Annotated in this window: 12 protein-coding genes; 4 read left to right on the forward strand and 8 right to left on the reverse strand. The window is 61.0% G+C overall.

The features are described from left to right. Positions 1–47 precede the first annotated feature (47 nt). The 5 genes from ASD52_RS15615 to ASD52_RS15635 form a co-directional block, all read right to left on the reverse strand. Complete coding sequence (locus ASD52_RS15615) at positions 48–575, reverse strand: plant virulence effector HPE1-like domain-containing protein (RefSeq protein WP_025426122.1); 528 nt, start codon at positions 573–575, stop codon at positions 48–50. 209 nt (positions 576–784) lie between these two features. Beyond that, positions 785–2,056, reverse strand: coding sequence for a phosphoribosylamine--glycine ligase (gene purD / locus ASD52_RS15620; RefSeq protein ID WP_025426123.1), 1,272 nt, complete (start codon positions 2,054–2,056; stop codon positions 785–787). A 148-nt stretch (positions 2,057–2,204) separates the two neighbouring features. Then, entirely contained in the window at positions 2,205–4,568 is a 2,364-nt protein-coding gene (locus tag ASD52_RS15625) for a bifunctional diguanylate cyclase/phosphodiesterase (protein ID WP_025426124.1), read from the reverse strand. Continuing rightward, entirely contained in the window at positions 4,565–5,605 is a 1,041-nt protein-coding gene (locus tag ASD52_RS15630; RefSeq protein ID WP_057211582.1) for a spermidine/putrescine ABC transporter substrate-binding protein, read from the reverse strand. The genes ASD52_RS15625 and ASD52_RS15630 overlap by 4 nt, the downstream gene beginning before the upstream one ends. Positions 5,606–5,775: 170 nt before the next feature. Continuing rightward, positions 5,776–6,975: an MFS transporter gene (locus tag ASD52_RS15635; RefSeq protein WP_057211584.1), complete on the reverse strand. Its 1,200-nt coding sequence runs from the start codon at positions 6,973–6,975 to the stop codon at positions 5,776–5,778. Positions 6,976–7,083: 108 nt separating this feature from the next. On the opposite strand from ASD52_RS15635, the gene ASD52_RS15640 reads away from it, so the two are divergent. The 3 genes from ASD52_RS15640 to ubiA all read left to right on the forward strand — a co-directional run bounded on the left by ASD52_RS15640 (position 7,084) and on the right by ubiA (position 9,908). After that, complete coding sequence (locus tag ASD52_RS15640) at positions 7,084–7,899, forward strand: helix-turn-helix transcriptional regulator (RefSeq protein ID WP_025426127.1); 816 nt, start codon at positions 7,084–7,086, stop codon at positions 7,897–7,899. Between the two features lie 205 nt (positions 7,900–8,104). Next, positions 8,105–8,872 (forward strand): MipA/OmpV family protein, encoded by a 768-nt coding sequence (locus ASD52_RS15645; RefSeq protein ID WP_225906245.1) that lies wholly within the window; start codon positions 8,105–8,107, stop codon positions 8,870–8,872. Positions 8,873–8,948: 76 nt separating this feature from the next. Next, on the forward strand, positions 8,949–9,908 hold the full coding sequence (ubiA, locus tag ASD52_RS15650) for a 4-hydroxybenzoate octaprenyltransferase (protein ID WP_025426129.1): 960 nt from the start codon (positions 8,949–8,951) through the stop codon (positions 9,906–9,908). 433 nt (positions 9,909–10,341) lie between these two features. On the opposite strand, the gene ASD52_RS15655 is transcribed toward ubiA, so the two are convergent. Beyond that, positions 10,342–10,908, reverse strand: a complete 567-nt coding sequence (locus tag ASD52_RS15655) for a DUF6101 family protein (RefSeq protein ID WP_025426130.1) — start codon at positions 10,906–10,908, stop codon at positions 10,342–10,344. 327 nt (positions 10,909–11,235) lie between these two features. Between ASD52_RS15655 and ASD52_RS15660 the strand changes: the two genes are divergently transcribed. Continuing rightward, entirely contained in the window at positions 11,236–13,686 is a 2,451-nt protein-coding gene (locus ASD52_RS15660; protein ID WP_025426131.1) for a DUF1217 domain-containing protein, read from the forward strand. A gap of 9 nt (positions 13,687–13,695) precedes the next feature. Here ASD52_RS15660 and ASD52_RS15665 read toward each other — a convergent pair whose 3' ends face one another. Continuing rightward, positions 13,696–15,129 carry an FAD-binding oxidoreductase gene (locus ASD52_RS15665; RefSeq protein WP_025426132.1) on the reverse strand — a complete coding sequence of 478 codons (1,434 nt, stop codon included), beginning with the start codon at positions 15,127–15,129 and terminating at the stop codon, positions 13,696–13,698. Positions 15,130–15,281: 152 nt separating this feature from the next. Further along, entirely contained in the window at positions 15,282–16,256 is a 975-nt protein-coding gene (locus tag ASD52_RS15670; RefSeq protein ID WP_025426133.1) for an L-threonylcarbamoyladenylate synthase, read from the reverse strand. Positions 16,257–16,332: the final 76 nt, after the last annotated feature.

Here is a 16,332-nt window from a genome sequence, read left to right on the forward strand (position 1 = left end):
AATGCAGGGGAGGCTGGCCGGGGCAGGGAACTTTCCCGTTTAGGCCCTCAGTTTAGCCGAAGTTCGAGGCCGGTCGGATCAAATTGCCGTGAGCTTTCGGCGGCCACAGATGCCGCGACTGCCGGCTCTGCCTGTGTAAGGGTCTGAACCGCGGCAGTTTTGGCGGTCTCGTCGATCACAGACGCAGCCAAGTCATGATTGCCCGGGTTCGCGATATCGATATCGGCCGCAGCGGTCGCCGTATCCGCCTGTTCGGCTCCGTTCGCGGCTGCTTTGACAGCCTCCTCAGAAGGCTTGCTGACGAAAACAACCGGCGAGCCGCCGAGCCAGGCTTCGGTGCGCACAAGCCGCATCTCACCGTTGATTTGCTTGAGCTCGACCTTCTCGCTGCCATTCTCGATCTCAGGCACCACATAGGTGACCTTCTTCTTGATCTGCAGCGGCGGGCATTGTGCGCAGGAGACAGAGGCCACGCTGGAATTGACGGCCTCCCCGGAAACGACAGCTTCGATCGACTGTGCCCAGGCGCTGCCGGCGGCGAGCGCAACGGCGGTGGTGATCAGCAACAGGCGCATCGGTCTTCTCTCCGAGTTTGTTCTACAGCGCCGCGCGTCTTATCAGACGCGCAAAGGTCGCTGTAGCACTTTGAATTGCTGCATGTTTTGTCCTGAAATCGGCTACGATTTAAGGAACCATGCAGTCGGCAAGAATATGCGTTCTCTCTTACTTTCCCGTCAGGAGAATTGGTAAAAATTGAATGATCCGGCGCATTTACCGGCGGCGGTCAGGCCTTCTCGCGGGCAACCGCGCGCCAGCCGATATCGTGGCGATAGAAGCCGTTGTCCCAGGAAACGCCGTCGACTGCCGAATAGGCGCGGTCCTTGGCAGCGCTTGCGCTTTCGCCGATCGCCGTGATGTTCAGCACCCGCCCGCCCGTTGCAACCAGGCTGCCGTCCTTCATCGCTGTGCCGGCGTGAAACACCTTGGTCTCAGGCGAGGCCTCGGGCAGCGCAGCAATGGGCGAGTTCTTGTCGTAGCTGCCCGGATATCCCTTCGACGCCATGACCACCGTCAGTGCCGTTTCGTCGCGCCATTCGGCTTCCATGCCCGCAAGCGTGCCCGTCGCCGCGGCATAAAGCAGTGGCAAGAGGTCGCTCTTCATGCGCATCATCAGCACCTGGCATTCCGGGTCGCCGAAACGCACATTGTACTCGATCAGCTCCGGCCCCTTGGCGGTGATCATCAGCCCGGCGAAGAACACGCCGGAAAAGGGATGTCCGCTCTCCGCCATGCCGCGCATGGTCGGCTCGATGATCTCCTTCATCGTGCGCTCGGTCATTTCTGATGTCATCACAGGCGCTGGCGAATAGGCGCCCATGCCGCCGGTATTCGGGCCGGTGTCGCCATCGCCGACGCGCTTGTGGTCTTGTGCCGAGGCAAGCGCGAGCGCGGTCTTGCCGTCGCTGAGGCAGAAGAAGCTTGCCTCCTCGCCGTCGAGATAGGCTTCGACCACCACTTCCGCGCCGGCCGCGCCGAAGGCGCCATCGAAGCAGTCATCGACAGCAGCGAGCGCTTCGTCGAGTTCCATGGCAACGGTCACACCCTTGCCGGCGGCGAGTCCATCGGCCTTGATGACGATCGGCGCGCCCTGCTCGCACACATAGGCCTTGGCGGATTCAGCGTCGGTGAAGCGACCGTAGGCGCCGGTCGGGATATCGTATCTGGCGCAGAGGTCTTTGGTGAAGCCCTTGGAACCTTCAAGCTGGGCCGCGGAAGCGGAAGGGCCGAAGACGGCGACACCGGCAGCGCGCAGCACGTCTGCAAGGCCGGCCACGAGCGGGCCTTCCGGCCCGACCACGACGAAATCGATCGCCTCTTTCAGGCAGAAGTCCGCAACGGCGGCATGATTGTCGGTGTCGAGCGCAACGAGCGTTGCTTCCTCGGCAATGCCAGGATTGCCGGGCGCGGCATAGAGCTTGGTCAATTTCGGCGACTGCGCGATCTTCCATGCCAGCGCATGTTCGCGTCCACCCGATCCGATCAGAAGAACCTTCATTGCCTGCCCCCGACATGCCGAAATTGTTGCGTTGCGGTTAAGGCGAGGCGGCTGTCAGGTCAAGGGGGCAGGGGGCTATGGCGCACGATTCCCGCCTCGGAGTGCACCTTGTCCGGAGCGTCACGGGAGAGAGTAGACCGACATGCGCTCAGGCGATTGCCTGCTGGTTCTTGCGATCATCCTGCTCCTGGCCGTAGCGGGCGGTGCGCGTCAGCGCCCAGATGCCGAGATCCTCAAGTGGTAGCGGCTTGCTGATAAGGTAGCCCTGGAAGAGATCGCACCCTGCAGCAGTCAGCATCGAGAGTTTCTCCGGCGTGTCGACGCCTTCCCCGACCACGGCAACGTCCTTGGCGTGGCACAGCGCGATCAACGCCCTCAGAACCGGCAGTGATTGCGATGCCGTGAGGTTAGAAACGAGCGCCCGGTCCAGTTTGATCGTATCGGCGGTGTATTCGATGATCTGCTGGACAGAGGTATAGCCGGCGCCGAAATCGTCGATCGACAGGCGGAAGCCCTTTTGGCGCAGTTCGTCGATGTTGCGGCGGAGCTGGTCGCTGAACTTGACCGCGAAAGTCTCGGTCAGCTCAATTTCGATCGATTGCGGCTGCAGTCCATGGCGGTTGATACAATCGGAGAAATAGTCGGCAATCGCCTTCGAATGCAGTTCGGCCGAGGAAATGTTGATCGCCAGGATCGTATCGGGACCGAAGAGTGCCTTTAGCTGCCGGCAGTCGGACATGGCCTGGTTGATCACCCACCAGTCGATCTTGGTGAAGAGGCCGGAGCTTTCGGCGATCGGCACGAATTCGTCCGGCGTCACGTTACCGAGTACCGGCGAATACCAGCGCAGCAGCGCTTCGCAGCCGGTCACGCGACCGTCGGTGTCGACGATCGGCATGTAGACCAGATGGAACTGCTCGTCCGGATCGAGCGAGCGCAACTCGTCCTGGATCTGGCGCAGACGGGTGCGCTTGTCGTGCAGGGCGCGCGAGAACCGGGAAGAGCGGTTCTTGCCGCTAGTCTTTGCCTGATACATCGCCGCGTCCGCATTTGAAATCAGCTCGGCAAGGTTGGTCGCGTCATCCGGGCAGATGGCAGCGCCGATGCTGGCCGTCACCGGATAGCTCTTGCCGGAGACTTCGAAGCCATCTTCGAACAGCGCCAGGATGGCCGCAGCGACTTCGCGGACCGTGCCGTCGCCCGGTCGGGAGCGGACCAGCACCGCGAATTCGTCGCCTGAGAGCCGCGCCAGGATCGCCGGCTTCTGGCCGCGTCGCTCGGTGATCGCTTCGACATTCTCGGCGATGCGCGTTGCCAGGGTCTTTAAGAGTTCGTCGCCGATCTCGTGGCCATGCTTGTCATTGACGAATTTGAAGTTGTCGATGTCGATGAACAGCAGGCTGCATTTTTCACCCGAGACAATGGCCTCGCGCACGATGCCGGCGGCAACCGCGTTGAAATGACCGCGATTGCTGATGCCGGTCAGCGTGTCGGTCCAGGAGCTGCGCTGCACCAGCTTGAGCGATTGTTCGGACTGGCGATGCAGCTCTCTGATGTTTTCCGTCAGTCGCCCGATCTCGCCCTTCTCCTCCATGTTGCGGATCTCGTCATGGGCGCCGACCATGACGGCCATAACGTTGGCGTCGAGCTTGGCGATCGGGTCGGTGATGAACCGACGGATGAGAACGATGATCAGCCAGATCGAAAACAGGCTCATCGCCACGGCACCAAATGCCAGCAGCAGTTTCTGCTGGGCCATCAGCCGGTCGAAATGATTGCTCGAAACCGTCAGCGTCGCATAGAGCGATGGCCCGAGATGCACGCTTGCCGAAAGGTCGTCGGTAATCGCGAGCGGCCACGGCTGAAGGACGACGTCGGCGCCGTATTCCTGCTTGAGTGTTTCCTGCATGTCGAGGAAACGATCCGGCTGGATCGCCACCTGGATAAGCAGCGCGCCCGATTTCTTGCTCGGCAGCGGTCGCGTGAAGGTAACGGGATCGAGGAAGTAGGAATAGACGATCCGCGCCTTGTGCCCGCCGTCGTAGAGGTAGGTCCAGTCGACAAGCTTTTCTTCGCGTATCAGTCGCCGTGCCAGATTGAGCTGCGCCTCGTCGATTTCGGCGAAGGGATCCCAGCTGTTTTCGAAATAGTATTCTGATTGCAGGTTCGATGTCAGGATCGACAGGGACACGTAGCCCGTCGGGTCGTCGGAGAGCGACTTGACACTTTCCTGCAGCCGGACGCCGAGCGCATTGGCCCGGTAGTTCTTGTCGGTTTCAGAGATGTACTGGCGCAGCGAATTGCTGTTCAGGAGCGCATTGAGAAAGCCCTTGCTGCGGCCGATCTCGTTCTGGAAGACGGCGGCGGCATGTTCCAGCCGCTGGGACAGCTTGGCATGTTCCAGCGCCCGGATCGATCGGCTCTGGGTGACATGGACCGAGATCGCCGCCAGCAGATAGCCGGCCAGCACCACGGGAAAGATCAGGATGAGTGCGCGCTTGCCGAGGGTCACTGGAAATTCGCCAATGTGCTGATGATGCGCCGGCGCAGCTGCACCGACGTCGTTGACAGTTCCTGCTGGTACTGACTCTTGGCCAGAATGTCTGGCGACGGGTAGATCGCCTGGTCCGCGCGCATCGCCTCCGGCAACAACGCAAAGGCGGCTTTGCTCGGCGTCGGCATATTGAGCGCCTGTGCGTTTGCGGCGGCACTTCCGGGCGAGCCGATATAGTCCAGGAAGGCGAGCGCCCGTGCCTTGTTCGGCGACTTGGCGACGACCGACATGCAATCGAGCCAGGAAAGCGTGCCTTCCTTGGGCACGACATAGCGCCAGATGCCCGGTGTACCGGCCTTTTCGTTTAGGACGTGCTGATCGCCGCTATAGCCAAGCGCCAGATGGATGTCCTTGCCGATGGCCTGGTTCTGGATCGAGCTTATGACGTATTCATAGGTCAGAACCGCCGGTGCCTGTTGCTTCATCAGGTTGAAGGCGGTCTTGAGCGTTGCCTGGTCGTTGGTGTTGATCGACTCGCCGAGCAGCATGAGGGGGGCGACAAAGGCCTCGTTGTGGTCGTCGTACATGGCGACGTGCTTGGTCAGCGCCGGAGCCGGCTGCATCAGGTCGCGCCAGGACGTGGGCGCTTCAGGCAGCATGTCCGATCGGTAGAGAAGGCCCATCGTGCCCCAGAGATAGGGCAGGCCATGGTTCGAGCAGCGCTTGCGCCAGCTTTCGTCATAATCCCTGAGCGAGGCGACATTGGTCTCGTCGACAGCCTCGAGCACGCCTCTGCGCCCAAAGAGCGCGGCGCCGTTCTCGCCGGTCACCACCAGATCGACGATGCTGTTCGGGTCGGCCAACACCTCGTCGCGGGTATCGCCGTTGTCGTAGTAGACCTGATGGATTCCTACGCCGGTTATTGCCGTCCAGCGGTCGAGGATCGCCTGATCGATATAGGATTCCCAGATCAGCAGGTTGAGCGTTTCGGCTTGCCCCGCCGTTGCCAGGAGCAACGTCGTCAAAAAGGCGGGAATCGCCGATCGCCCTCGCATTGTCTACCCCTGCCCAAGCCCCATCCAGCGACCGTAGCGCGCAAAAATTGATGAATGATTACGCAGGGCTGCGGGAAATAGCATGGTTGGAGCAAGGCGTTGCCGGGCGGAAAAACAGAACGGGCGCCGCATGGCGGCGCCCGTTGAAAAGTCTGCTGCTGGATGTCTGCCTAATGCCGCGCGGGCATCCTCGGCAGAAGGATCGTCAGAATGCCGAGCAGCGGTAGATACGAGCAGACCGTGTAGACGAACTCGATGCCCTGCCGGTCAGCAAAAATGCCGAGAAGAGCCGCACCCATGCCGCCGAAGCCGAAGGCGAAACCAAAGAAGACACCGGCAATCAGCCCCACGCGTCCCGGCACTAGTTCCTGCGCGAAAACGACGATCGCCGAAAACGCCGAGGAGAAGATGAAGCCGATGATGATCGACAGCACGCCCGTCCAGAAGAGGTTCGCATAGGGCAGCATCAGCGCGAAGGGGATGACGCCGAGGATCGAGAACCAGATGACGAAGCGCGCGCCGTAACGGTCGCCGATCGGACCGCCGAGGAAAGTGCCGGCGGCGGCAGCGCCCAGGAACAGGAACAGCATCAGCTGTGCTTGCTGAACGGTAACGCTGAACTTCTCGATGACGAAGAAGGTGAAATAGCTGGAGATGCTGGCCATGTAGACGTTCTTGGTGGCGGTCAGCAGCACCAGCACGGCGACGGCCCAGATCACGCGGTTCTTCGGCAGCGGCAAGGCGCGGCTCGGCGCCGGCTTGCTCATCGACGAGCGACGGTGGCGCACATACCAGGTGCTGACCCAGGTGAGCACGAAGAATCCGATGACCGCGACGATCGAGAACCAGCTGAGGCTGCCCTGGCCGAAGGGGATGACGATGAAGGCTGCGAGCAGCGGCCCCATGGCGCTACCGGCATTGCCGCCGACCTGGAACAGCGATTGCGCCAGGCCATGCCGCCCGCCCGAAGCGAGGCGAGCGATCCGCGAAGATTCCGGATGGAAGATCGCCGAGCCGACGCCGATCATGCTTGCAGCCAGAAGCAGCATCGGGAAATCATGCGCGTTGGCGAGCAGGATGAGGCCGGAGCAGGTGGAAAGCATCGCTACCGGCAGCGAATAGGGCAGTGCCCAGCGGTCGGTGATGATGCCGACGGCCGGCTGCAGCATCGAGGCTGTCAACTGGAAGGTGAAGGTCAGAAGCCCGATCTGCACGAAATCGAGCGAATAGTTCGCCTTGAGCAAGGGATAGAGCGCCGTCAGCAGCGACTGCATGATGTCGTTCAGCATGTGGCAGAAGCTGACTGCCAGGATGACGGAGAATGCCGTCTTTTCCGGGGTTATGCTCCCCGTTGAAGTAACCGTTGCCATGGATGTTTCCTTGCCGTCTCGATGGTTGTGTGCGGCGACGGATATCTCTACTGATCTTGCCCATGGCCTGCTTTTGTGATGTGGTCGAGTTCTTTCGCGAGTGGGCCAATGCCGATCCATCGAATAAATTTGCCCGAACTGCCCGACGCCGACCATTTCAGGAACCTGGACTGGATCGAGACCGGAAACTCCGCCGTGCTCGCTCTCGGCCGCGATTATGGCGCGGGCCTGACCGTTCCACTCCACAGCCATACCCGCACGCAATTGTGGTGGGCGCGGCAAGGCGTTGTCCTTGTGCGTACCGCCCACGGACGTTGGCTCGTCCCGCCGGGGCACGCCTTACTGATCCCCGCGGGGGTCGAGCATTCGACCGAGATGATCAGCGATGTGCGCATGCACTCGATCTATTTCACCCCATCGCTGCTGCGCGCCGAACGGCCGATGGTAATGGAAATCACCCCGCTTGCGGGCAGCCTGGTCGATGCGCTTGTCAGCGTCGAGAGCGAGACCATGTCGGAACGGCGGGAACAGCTGATCATGGATCTCCTGCTCGAAGAGATCGCTCTTCTGCATGAGCGGCCGCTCGGCCTGCCTTTCCCGCGTGAGCAGAAACTGGCGCTTCTCTGCCGGCAGTTCCTGGAGGCACCGTCGGCGACCGCCAATATCGACCAGTGGGCCGATCGCCTGGGTCTCAGCCGACGGACATTCACGCGGATGTTCCGCAACGAGACAGGGGTCAGTTTCGTCACCTGGCGCCAACAGGCCTGCATCTTCGCATCGTTGCCGCGCCTTGCGGACGGTGAATCCGTCACCAATGTCGCGCTTGATGCCGGCTACGAGAACGTTGCGGCCTTCACCACGATGTTTCGCCGCATGCTTGGAAGCGCCCCCAGTCACTACCTGAAAATGTACCAGGGCCGGTAGGCATCGTCGCCGGCATGGCAAACGGGAGTTGAATTGACCTGGTTAACGGAATCGTAGGAACAAGGGGCAATAAGTCGCCCCCGTGTCCTTTCAGATGGCGCCAATGGCCGGCGCGCAGGGCACGTTCAAACTTCGCCCCGGCGAATGATTCTTCCGGAGTTGTTCCTTGCGTATCCGTTCTTTTCTTCTCCTTTCTGGAACCCTTTTGTTGTCCGCAGGCACCGCCTCGGCTGCTGACGGCCAGTATTTCTGGTCGGGCGACTGGTACTTGAAGGTCGGCGCCACCGGCTTTCTCGGCCCGAAATACGAAGGCGCCTCCAAGCGCATGTTCCAGGCCGCGCCGCTGATATCGCTCGGCAAGGCCGGCAGCACCGTTCGCTTCTCGTCGCGCAACGACAACATGTCCTATGCGCTGCTGGACCAGGGCGGGTTCCGCGCCGGCGTCGCCGGCAAGCTGATCTTCGAGCGCGACGAGAATACCTCCAGCGACCTTAGGGGGCTCGCCCCCGTCAAGTTCGGTGGAGAACTCGGCGGCTTCGCCGAGGTCTATCCGACCGATTGGCTGCGCGTGCGCGCGGAAGTCCGACAGGGCATTCGCAGCCACCACGGTATCGTCGCCGATGTCACCGCCGATGCCTTTACCGACATCAGCAGCAATGTGCGCATTTCTGCCGGTCCGCGTATGACGGCCGCCACCAGCGACTATTTCAGCGCCTATTACGGCGTGAACGATGCCGAATCGGCAGCATCAGGCCTCAGCACCTATAATCCGCATGGCGGCATTGATTCCGTCGGTGTTGGTGCGGCGATCAATTGGCAGGCAACGGAAAAGCTTGAGACCGGTGCCTATGCCGAATATCGCCGCCTGATGGGCCCGGCGGCCGACTCGAGCCTCGTGCGCGAGCGCGGCAGCCGCAACCAGTTCCTCGTTGGCCTGTCGGCCACCTATCGCTTCGACTTCACGCTTCCCTGAACGGTGGCGCCAAGCGGCGGGACGGTGCGGCATCGAACCGCTTGACCGCCCCGGCGCGTAGCGTCAAACAGGAGGCATGAACACGTCCTCCGCCGATTCCGGGCGCGTCCACGACGCGCCGTCGAACAACTGGGTCTACCGCGTGCTGCCGCGTGCGCTGTGGCCCTATGCGCAACTTGCTCGCTGGGACCGCCCGATCGGCTGGCAATTGCTGATGTGGCCCTGTCTGTGGTCGGTCGCTCTGGCCTCGGGCACGGCGGCGGCAGCGGGGCAATTTTCGCTCGGCCGGTTCGTTTTTCATAGCTTCCTCTTCATCGCCGGCGCCATCGCCATGCGCGGCGCGGGCTGCACCTTCAACGACATCGTCGATCATGACATCGACATGGAAGTGGCGCGAACGCGCTCGCGCCCCTTGCCATCGGGCCGGGTCTCCCGCTTTCAGGCAAAGGCCTTCATGGTGCTGCAGGCACTTGTCGGGCTGGTGGTGCTGCTACAATTCAATGCCGTCACCATTTGGCTCGGTATCCTGTCGCTGGGGCTTGTCGCAATCTATCCCTTCGCCAAGCGGTTTACCGACTGGCCGCAGTTCTTCCTCGGCCTTGCGTTTTCCTGGGGGGCGATCATGGGCTGGTCGGCCGAGTTCGGGACGCTTTCGTTTGCGCCCGTGCTGCTCTACGGCGCGGCGATCGCCTGGACGATCGGCTACGACACGATCTACGCCTACCAGGATAGGGAAGATGACGAACTTATCGGGGTGCGGTCGACGGCTCGCCGCTTCGGCGACAATCCACGCCCTTGGTTGATCGGGCTCTATGGACTTGCCATCGCGCTGATGCTTCTGGCGTTTCTCGCCGCAGGGGCCGGGCTGTTTGCCTATCTCGGTTTGCTGATCGCGGCCGTGTTGCTGATCTATCAGATCCTGGTGCTGAACATCCACGACCCTTCGCAATGCCTCGCATTGTTCAAGTTCAATGGTGTCGTGGGATTGATCATTTTCGCCGGGCTGGTCGCGGCCCTTTTCGTTCGGCTGATATGAAAAACCCTCCGTTTTGGCGGAGGATCCTGCAGTCTATCCGAAATGTTTGATACACGTCCGCCGGCACTTTCCCGAGAGATCTGCGAGAGCCTGATCGCTCAGCCCCAGCTGATTGCGCTGGCAGCCTTGCGCTTCTTCGCCTCGGTGCGCGCACGGAAAATCGCAACGATTGCGTCAATGGTGGCGGCAAGAGACTTGCGCATCGGGTATCTCCTTCTTTCGTGACCTTGGCTATGGGTCGGATATGGCACGAAGAAGGCGAGGCGGCTGTTTCCGAAGGAACACCCGCGATTTGGCTGTGAACGTTTTGGCGTTACAGCGCCGCGCGTCAAGTATGACGCGCTAAGGACGCTGTAGCACTTCAGACTTGCTGCATACAAAAACCGGCCGCAGGGAACGGCCGGCTTTTGCACTGGAGGTATTCGGTTAAGCCCTAGCTGCGGGCGATGATTTCGCGCCCGTCGATCTTCATGTTGACGCCAAGCCGGCCGGTGGAGCGGCGCACGAGGAAGCGCGGCCTGCGGTCGGCAAAGAAGGAGTGGCGGCGCCGCGGCTTGAGCGGTGCGGTGCGAACCTCGCCGAGATGCTCTTCGAGGGCGCGAGCGACGCCATCGGCTTCGACCATCAGCATCGGAATGCGATAGGCTTCGGCCCAGGCGCGCCAATCGGCAGCAATGTCGGAAAGATCATGTGCAACGAGCAGCGGAACACAAAGGTCCGGATCGTCATGATGAAGTTCAAGCGTCACTGTAACGTCTCCGTCGCCGTGGTCGATCGCGCGTGCCGCGACCCCTTTGAATGCCCGCGCCGGCAGTGCGATCGAAAGCGGCAGGCCGCTTGATGGTAGCACCTTGCGCAGAACCGCGCCACGCTCGTCCAGGCTGATCGTGACATTGCCTGTGTGGCCACGCAGGACGTAGCTTGCCTGCTGAGGAAAGCGCTTCGGATCGAGCCGGAGCGTGTTTTCGACCCATGCGGGTTGAGAGAGTGTATTGCGCATTTCAATCGCCCTTGTTTTTCCTTGAGAGCCGATTTCCGGTCTTCTCTTCGGGACTTTTCGTCCTCTATGGGCTGGAGAATAGGCGGCTCCCCTTCCGGCCGACTTAAAAATCGCGGTTAAGAAAACTTTGCGTTTTTCGATGGTTAGCAAAAGCCGAGCAGCCAAGGTTTCCGTTTCGTCAACGCGGTGGCTCGCATTCTTGGCAATGGCCTGGTCGCGGCCGGCGAAAAGCCACACACAAGCCTGTCGTGCAATCATGCCGTGTCAGAATTCTGTTTCGGGGGATTGGTGTGACCCGCCCCTGGGTTAAGCGACGGGGCAGCAGGCATGGTTTCGACCTATCTCAATTACAGCCGGATCACGAGCGACTTGAGGACCAGCCTCGATCGTGTTGCCGACCGGCCGCTGGTCGCGCGCGAAGCGCAGTACTACAAGGAAAATATCGGCAACGTGAAAACGGTCGACGATTTCCTCGACGATTACCGGCTCTATTCCTACGCCATGAAGGCACACGGTCTCGAAGACATGACCTATGCCAAGGCCTTCATGCGCAAGGTGCTTGAAAGCGATCTGAAGGATACGGACAGTTTTGCCAACCGCCTCACGGACGAACGCTATCGCAACTTTGCCGAAGCGTTCAGCTTCAGCACATCGTCAGCCGCGGCACAGACGACGGCGCAACAGGATGCACTGATCGGTCTCTATAATGAACGGGTCGCCAATCTCGACACTGTTCTCAAAGGAGACAACGCCTATTTCAACGCAGCTATGGATCTCGTCACCAACGTCGATCAGTTCCTCGGAAATGAACGTTTGCGTTCCTATGCCTTCGGCATCTTTGGCATCGATGCGCGCAACTACTCCTATGATCAGGTCAGATACGCGTTGACCGCCGAGCCGGCGGATCTTGCCAATTCCCAGACCACGGCGCAGACCCGGCTTACCGAAGCCACGAAGACGCTGACTGACTTTGACACGCGGGCAACTGCGATGAAGGACATCGCGACGCTGACGGCACAGCTTGCAGAGGCGCCAGCGGCGGACAAGCCTGGGATCCAGGCGCAGATCGACGCCAAGAACGCCATCGTCGCCGATCTCAACACCAAGCTGCCGCCGGTCGGTAACGAGTCGACCGCATTGATGAATCAACTTTCGACCGAAGTGAACATGCTGAATAGGCAGATCAGCATGCTCGATGCCTACAGGCAATTGAACGGCGCCTTCAACTTCGAAGCCGATGGTAGCGTGGCCGCGGGCAGCAAGGCGATCACCGACGAAAAGAAGAAGATGCTGAATGAGGCCTATATCTTCAGCAGCCCTCGGCTGACGCCATCGGGAGCCATCCTTAACCGGGATTATTTCGAGCAGAAGATCGGTTCGATCACGACCGTTGCGGAGCTTGTGGCCGACCCGCGCATCGCGGACTACGTCAGAACGGCTTTCGGCTTGCCCACCACCACCGTGAGCGCGACGATCGAGAACATTCTCACCAGCGACATCAACGACCCGAACAGCTACGTCAACAAGTTTGGCGGTGAATACAACAAGGCCTACAAGGCCCTGCATGCCGCGTTCAATTTCCAGCCCGACGGGACGCTGCCGGCAGGCGCCAAGGCACAGACCGCCGAACAGACCAATACCACCACCAGCGGCTATATGGTCCACTACAACGACGCGGACGATGCAGAGGACGAGGGCAAGATCAGCCGCTACAAGCTGCTGATCAAGACCATGAGCAACGTCGATAGTCTCGTTGGCAACAGCGAATTGCGGTCCTTCGTACTCAGCGCCTTTGGCCTCGAAAACGAAGACCTGACACCGCGCAAGCTGAAGCAGATTCTGACCAGTGATCTCAACAATCCGACGAGCTACGCCAACTCCTTGCGTGATGAACGCTATATCAAGCTGGTGAAAGCGTTTAATTTCAACGCGGACGGTACGCTTGGCTCACCCAAGCTGGCGCAGAACGAGGCCGACATCGTCAATACTGCCAAGGCCTACATCGTCGAGAAATCGCGCTTCGGCACGGAGGACGAAAAGAAGACCGCCAAGGCGAAGGCGGAAGGGGAAAGCAAGTACTACACGACGCAGATTCAGAAGATCGAGACGCTTGACGATTTCCTCAAGGACAAGCGCCTCGTCGATATCGTGCTGATCGGCGCCGGCATTGACCCGGAGGGTGTCAAAACCGACTACCTCAAGCAGATGTTCACCTCCGACCTCAACGATCGCAAGAGCTTCATCAACACCGATCCGAACGGCTTGAAGTATCGCGAGATCGTTTCCGCCTTCAATTTCGACAAGGACGGAAAGATAGTTACAGGCGAAGCCGGGCAGATACAGACGCGGCGTGGGCTCACTATGACGTTCGACCTCTACCTCAACCAGACGCTTGAGGAGAGCGAGGGCGAGGACAATGCCGGTGTTCGGCTGGCGCTTTATTTCAAGCGCAAGGCGCCGGAAATCACCACACCCTACGACCTGCTCGCCGACAACGCACTGATGCAGGTTGTTCGGACCGCCTACAGCATGCCCGAGGGCCTCGCGAGCGCCAAGATCGAGATGCAGGCCGCTTACATCGAGCGCCTCATGGATATCAAGGACCTTCAGGATCCCGAGGAACTCGAAAAGCTGCTGAAGCGTTTTACCGCGCTTTATGACGTCGAGAACAACACCGACGTCAATCCGGGGCTTGCCATCCTGACGGGCGGCAGCGGCGGCGGCATCAGTGCCGACGCATTGTTCTCGCTTGCACAGCTGAGAGCCGGCGGCCGGTAAAAAGCGTCGTCAGTCTGCCCGCAACACCTTGTCAGGGTTCATGATGCCCGCCGGGTCGAACGCGTGCTTGATGCGGCGCATCAACTCGATTTCGATCTCGGGGCGGACCTCGGCGAGCTCGTCGCGCTTCAACTGCCCGATGCCGTGTTCGGCCGAGATCGAGCCGTTGTACTTCAGCACGATGCCATGAACGATGGCGTTCATTTCCCGCCAACGGTCGAGGAATGCCTGTTTGTCGGCGCCGAGGGGCTGCGAGATGTTGTAGTGAATGTTGCCATCGCCCATATGGCCGAATGAGCAGATGCGTGCGCCCGGCATCGCCTGCATGACGGCCGTATCGGCCTCCTTCATGAAGGCGGGGATGCTCGATACGGGGACGGAAACGTCGTGCTTGATCGAGCCGCCTTCCGGCTTCTGCGCTGGCGACATGCTTTCGCGCATGTGCCACAGCGCCTTGCGCTGTTCTTCGCTGGTCGCAATCACTGCGTTCTCGACCAGGTCGGCGACGATGCCCTGCTCCAGCAGTTCGTGCACCATGCGTTCGGCACTCTCGGCGGAATCGGAGGTGGAAATGTCGATGAGTACATACCACGGGTGAACGGTTTCCATCGGGTCGCGCACGCCTGGAATATGCTTTGTCGTGAACTCGACGCCGAGGCGCGGCATCAGTTCGAAGCCGGTGAGCGCAGTGCCGCAGAGGCTCGAGGCCTTGTCGAAGAGGGCCAGCGCATGTTCGACGCTGCCGACGCCGGCAAAGGCCACCTGATGGCCAAGGGGCTTCGGAAACATCCTGAGCACCGCGCCGGTGATCACGCCGAGCGTACCTTCGGCGCCGATGAACAGGTCGCGCAGGTCGTAGCCGGTATTGTCTTTCTTCAGCCGGCGCAGCCCGTCCCAGATCTCGCCGGTCGGCAGAACCACTTCGAGGCCGAGGCAAAGCTGGCGCATGTTGCCATAGGCTAACACTGCGGTGCCGCCGGCATTGGTCGAGAGGTTGCCGCCGATGCGGGCCGAGCCTTCCGACCCGAGCGACAGCGGAAACAGTCGATCGTTATCATCGGCCGCCTTCTGGATATCGGCAAGGATGCAGCCGGCGTCGGCAACGATGACATTGCCGACGGGGTCGATGTCGCGAATCCGGTTCAGCCTCTGCAGCGACAGGACGATATCGGCCTTGCCCTCGCGCGGGATCTGACCCGCCACATGGCCGGTGTTACCGCCTTGCGGAACGATTGCCGTTCGGGTCGCGCTTGCAAGCTTCATGATGCGCGACACCTCTTCGACCGAACCGGGGCGAAGCACCATCGGGGTGGTGCCCTTGTAGAGCCCGCGGGATTCGATGAGGTAGGGCGCGAGGTCCGCCGGGTTCGTCAAGGCATTGGCGCTGCCGACGATGTCGATGAAGGAGGCGATCAGTTCGGGAGAGGGGAGCGTCGTCGTCATGGCCCTGCCTTCGCAAATGCGCCCGACGGCGCTACTGCATAATTCCTTAAATCGGAATCGAATTAAGGACAAAATTATGCAGCGGGTTTAGAGCGTTACAGCGTCCTTTGCGCGTCATATTTGACGCACGGCGCTGTAAAAGTGCCTGTCGGTCAGTCTCTGGGGGCGGCAGCACGCTGCAGCCGGTCGAGGATCGCCTCTCCCAACCCTTCCGAAGGGATGGGGCCGAAGGCGATGGTTGCGGAGCCGCTGGCATCCGCCCTCTTCATATAGTCGAAAAGATTGGCAGCTGCCTCGCGCAGGCTGCCTGCCGGGCTGAGGTCGAGTACGATCGCGGCGTGCTCTTCGCCGGGGAGCGACGCATTGCCGAACCGGATCAGCGCTTCTCCCGGACGCACGTCGGCGGCGTCGAGCCGGACAGCTGCGCCCGGCGCGTAGTGCGAGGCGAGCATGCCCGGGGCCTCGATAGTCGCTCCGGCGCTCTGCGGCCTCGAGACGGTAAGGCCGGTCAGCCTTTCGATTTCGAAGACGTCGAGACCGCCCGGACGCAGCAGGCGCAGCGCGCCGTCCTCGACCTTGATGATCGTCGATTCAAGCCCGATCTCCGCAGAGCCGGCGTCGAGAATGAGCTTGAGGCGCGGCCCGAGATCGGCTTCCACATGGGCAGCGCTTGTGGGACTGATCTTGCCCGACGTATTGGCGCTCGGTGCGGCGAGCGGGCGGCCGAAGCGGGCAATCACCCGACGTGAAAAGCCATCAGGCATGCGGATGCCGAGCGTGTCGAGGCCGGCCGAGGCAAGCGCGTGCACGGTGCTTGTTGTGCGCTGGGGCAGGATCAACGTCAGCGGGCCGGGCCAGAACGCTTCGGCCAGGCGCCGCGACAACGAATCGAATGTCACATGGGCTTCAGCCATCGCCATGTCTGACACATGCGATATCAGTGGGTTGAAGCGTGGACGCCCCTTCATCTCATAAATACGGCTGATCGCATCGGGATTGGTGGCGTCCGCTGCCAGGCCGTAGACCGTCTCGGTCGGAATCGCGACGGGCTCGCCTTCGGCAAGCACCGCACAGGCACGCTCGATCGCCCGTTCCGGCTCGGTCCGTGTATCGATGATTTCGGCCATGTCGCTTCCGTTTCCCTTTCCGAGGCTTCCTTAAAGGAGCCACGGTGAAAACAGAACGATTTTCTTCAGGCAACCG

The sequence above is a fragment of the Ensifer sp. Root142 genome, assembly GCF_001426785.1.
Lineage (GTDB): Bacteria > Pseudomonadota > Alphaproteobacteria > Rhizobiales > Rhizobiaceae > Ensifer > Ensifer canadensis.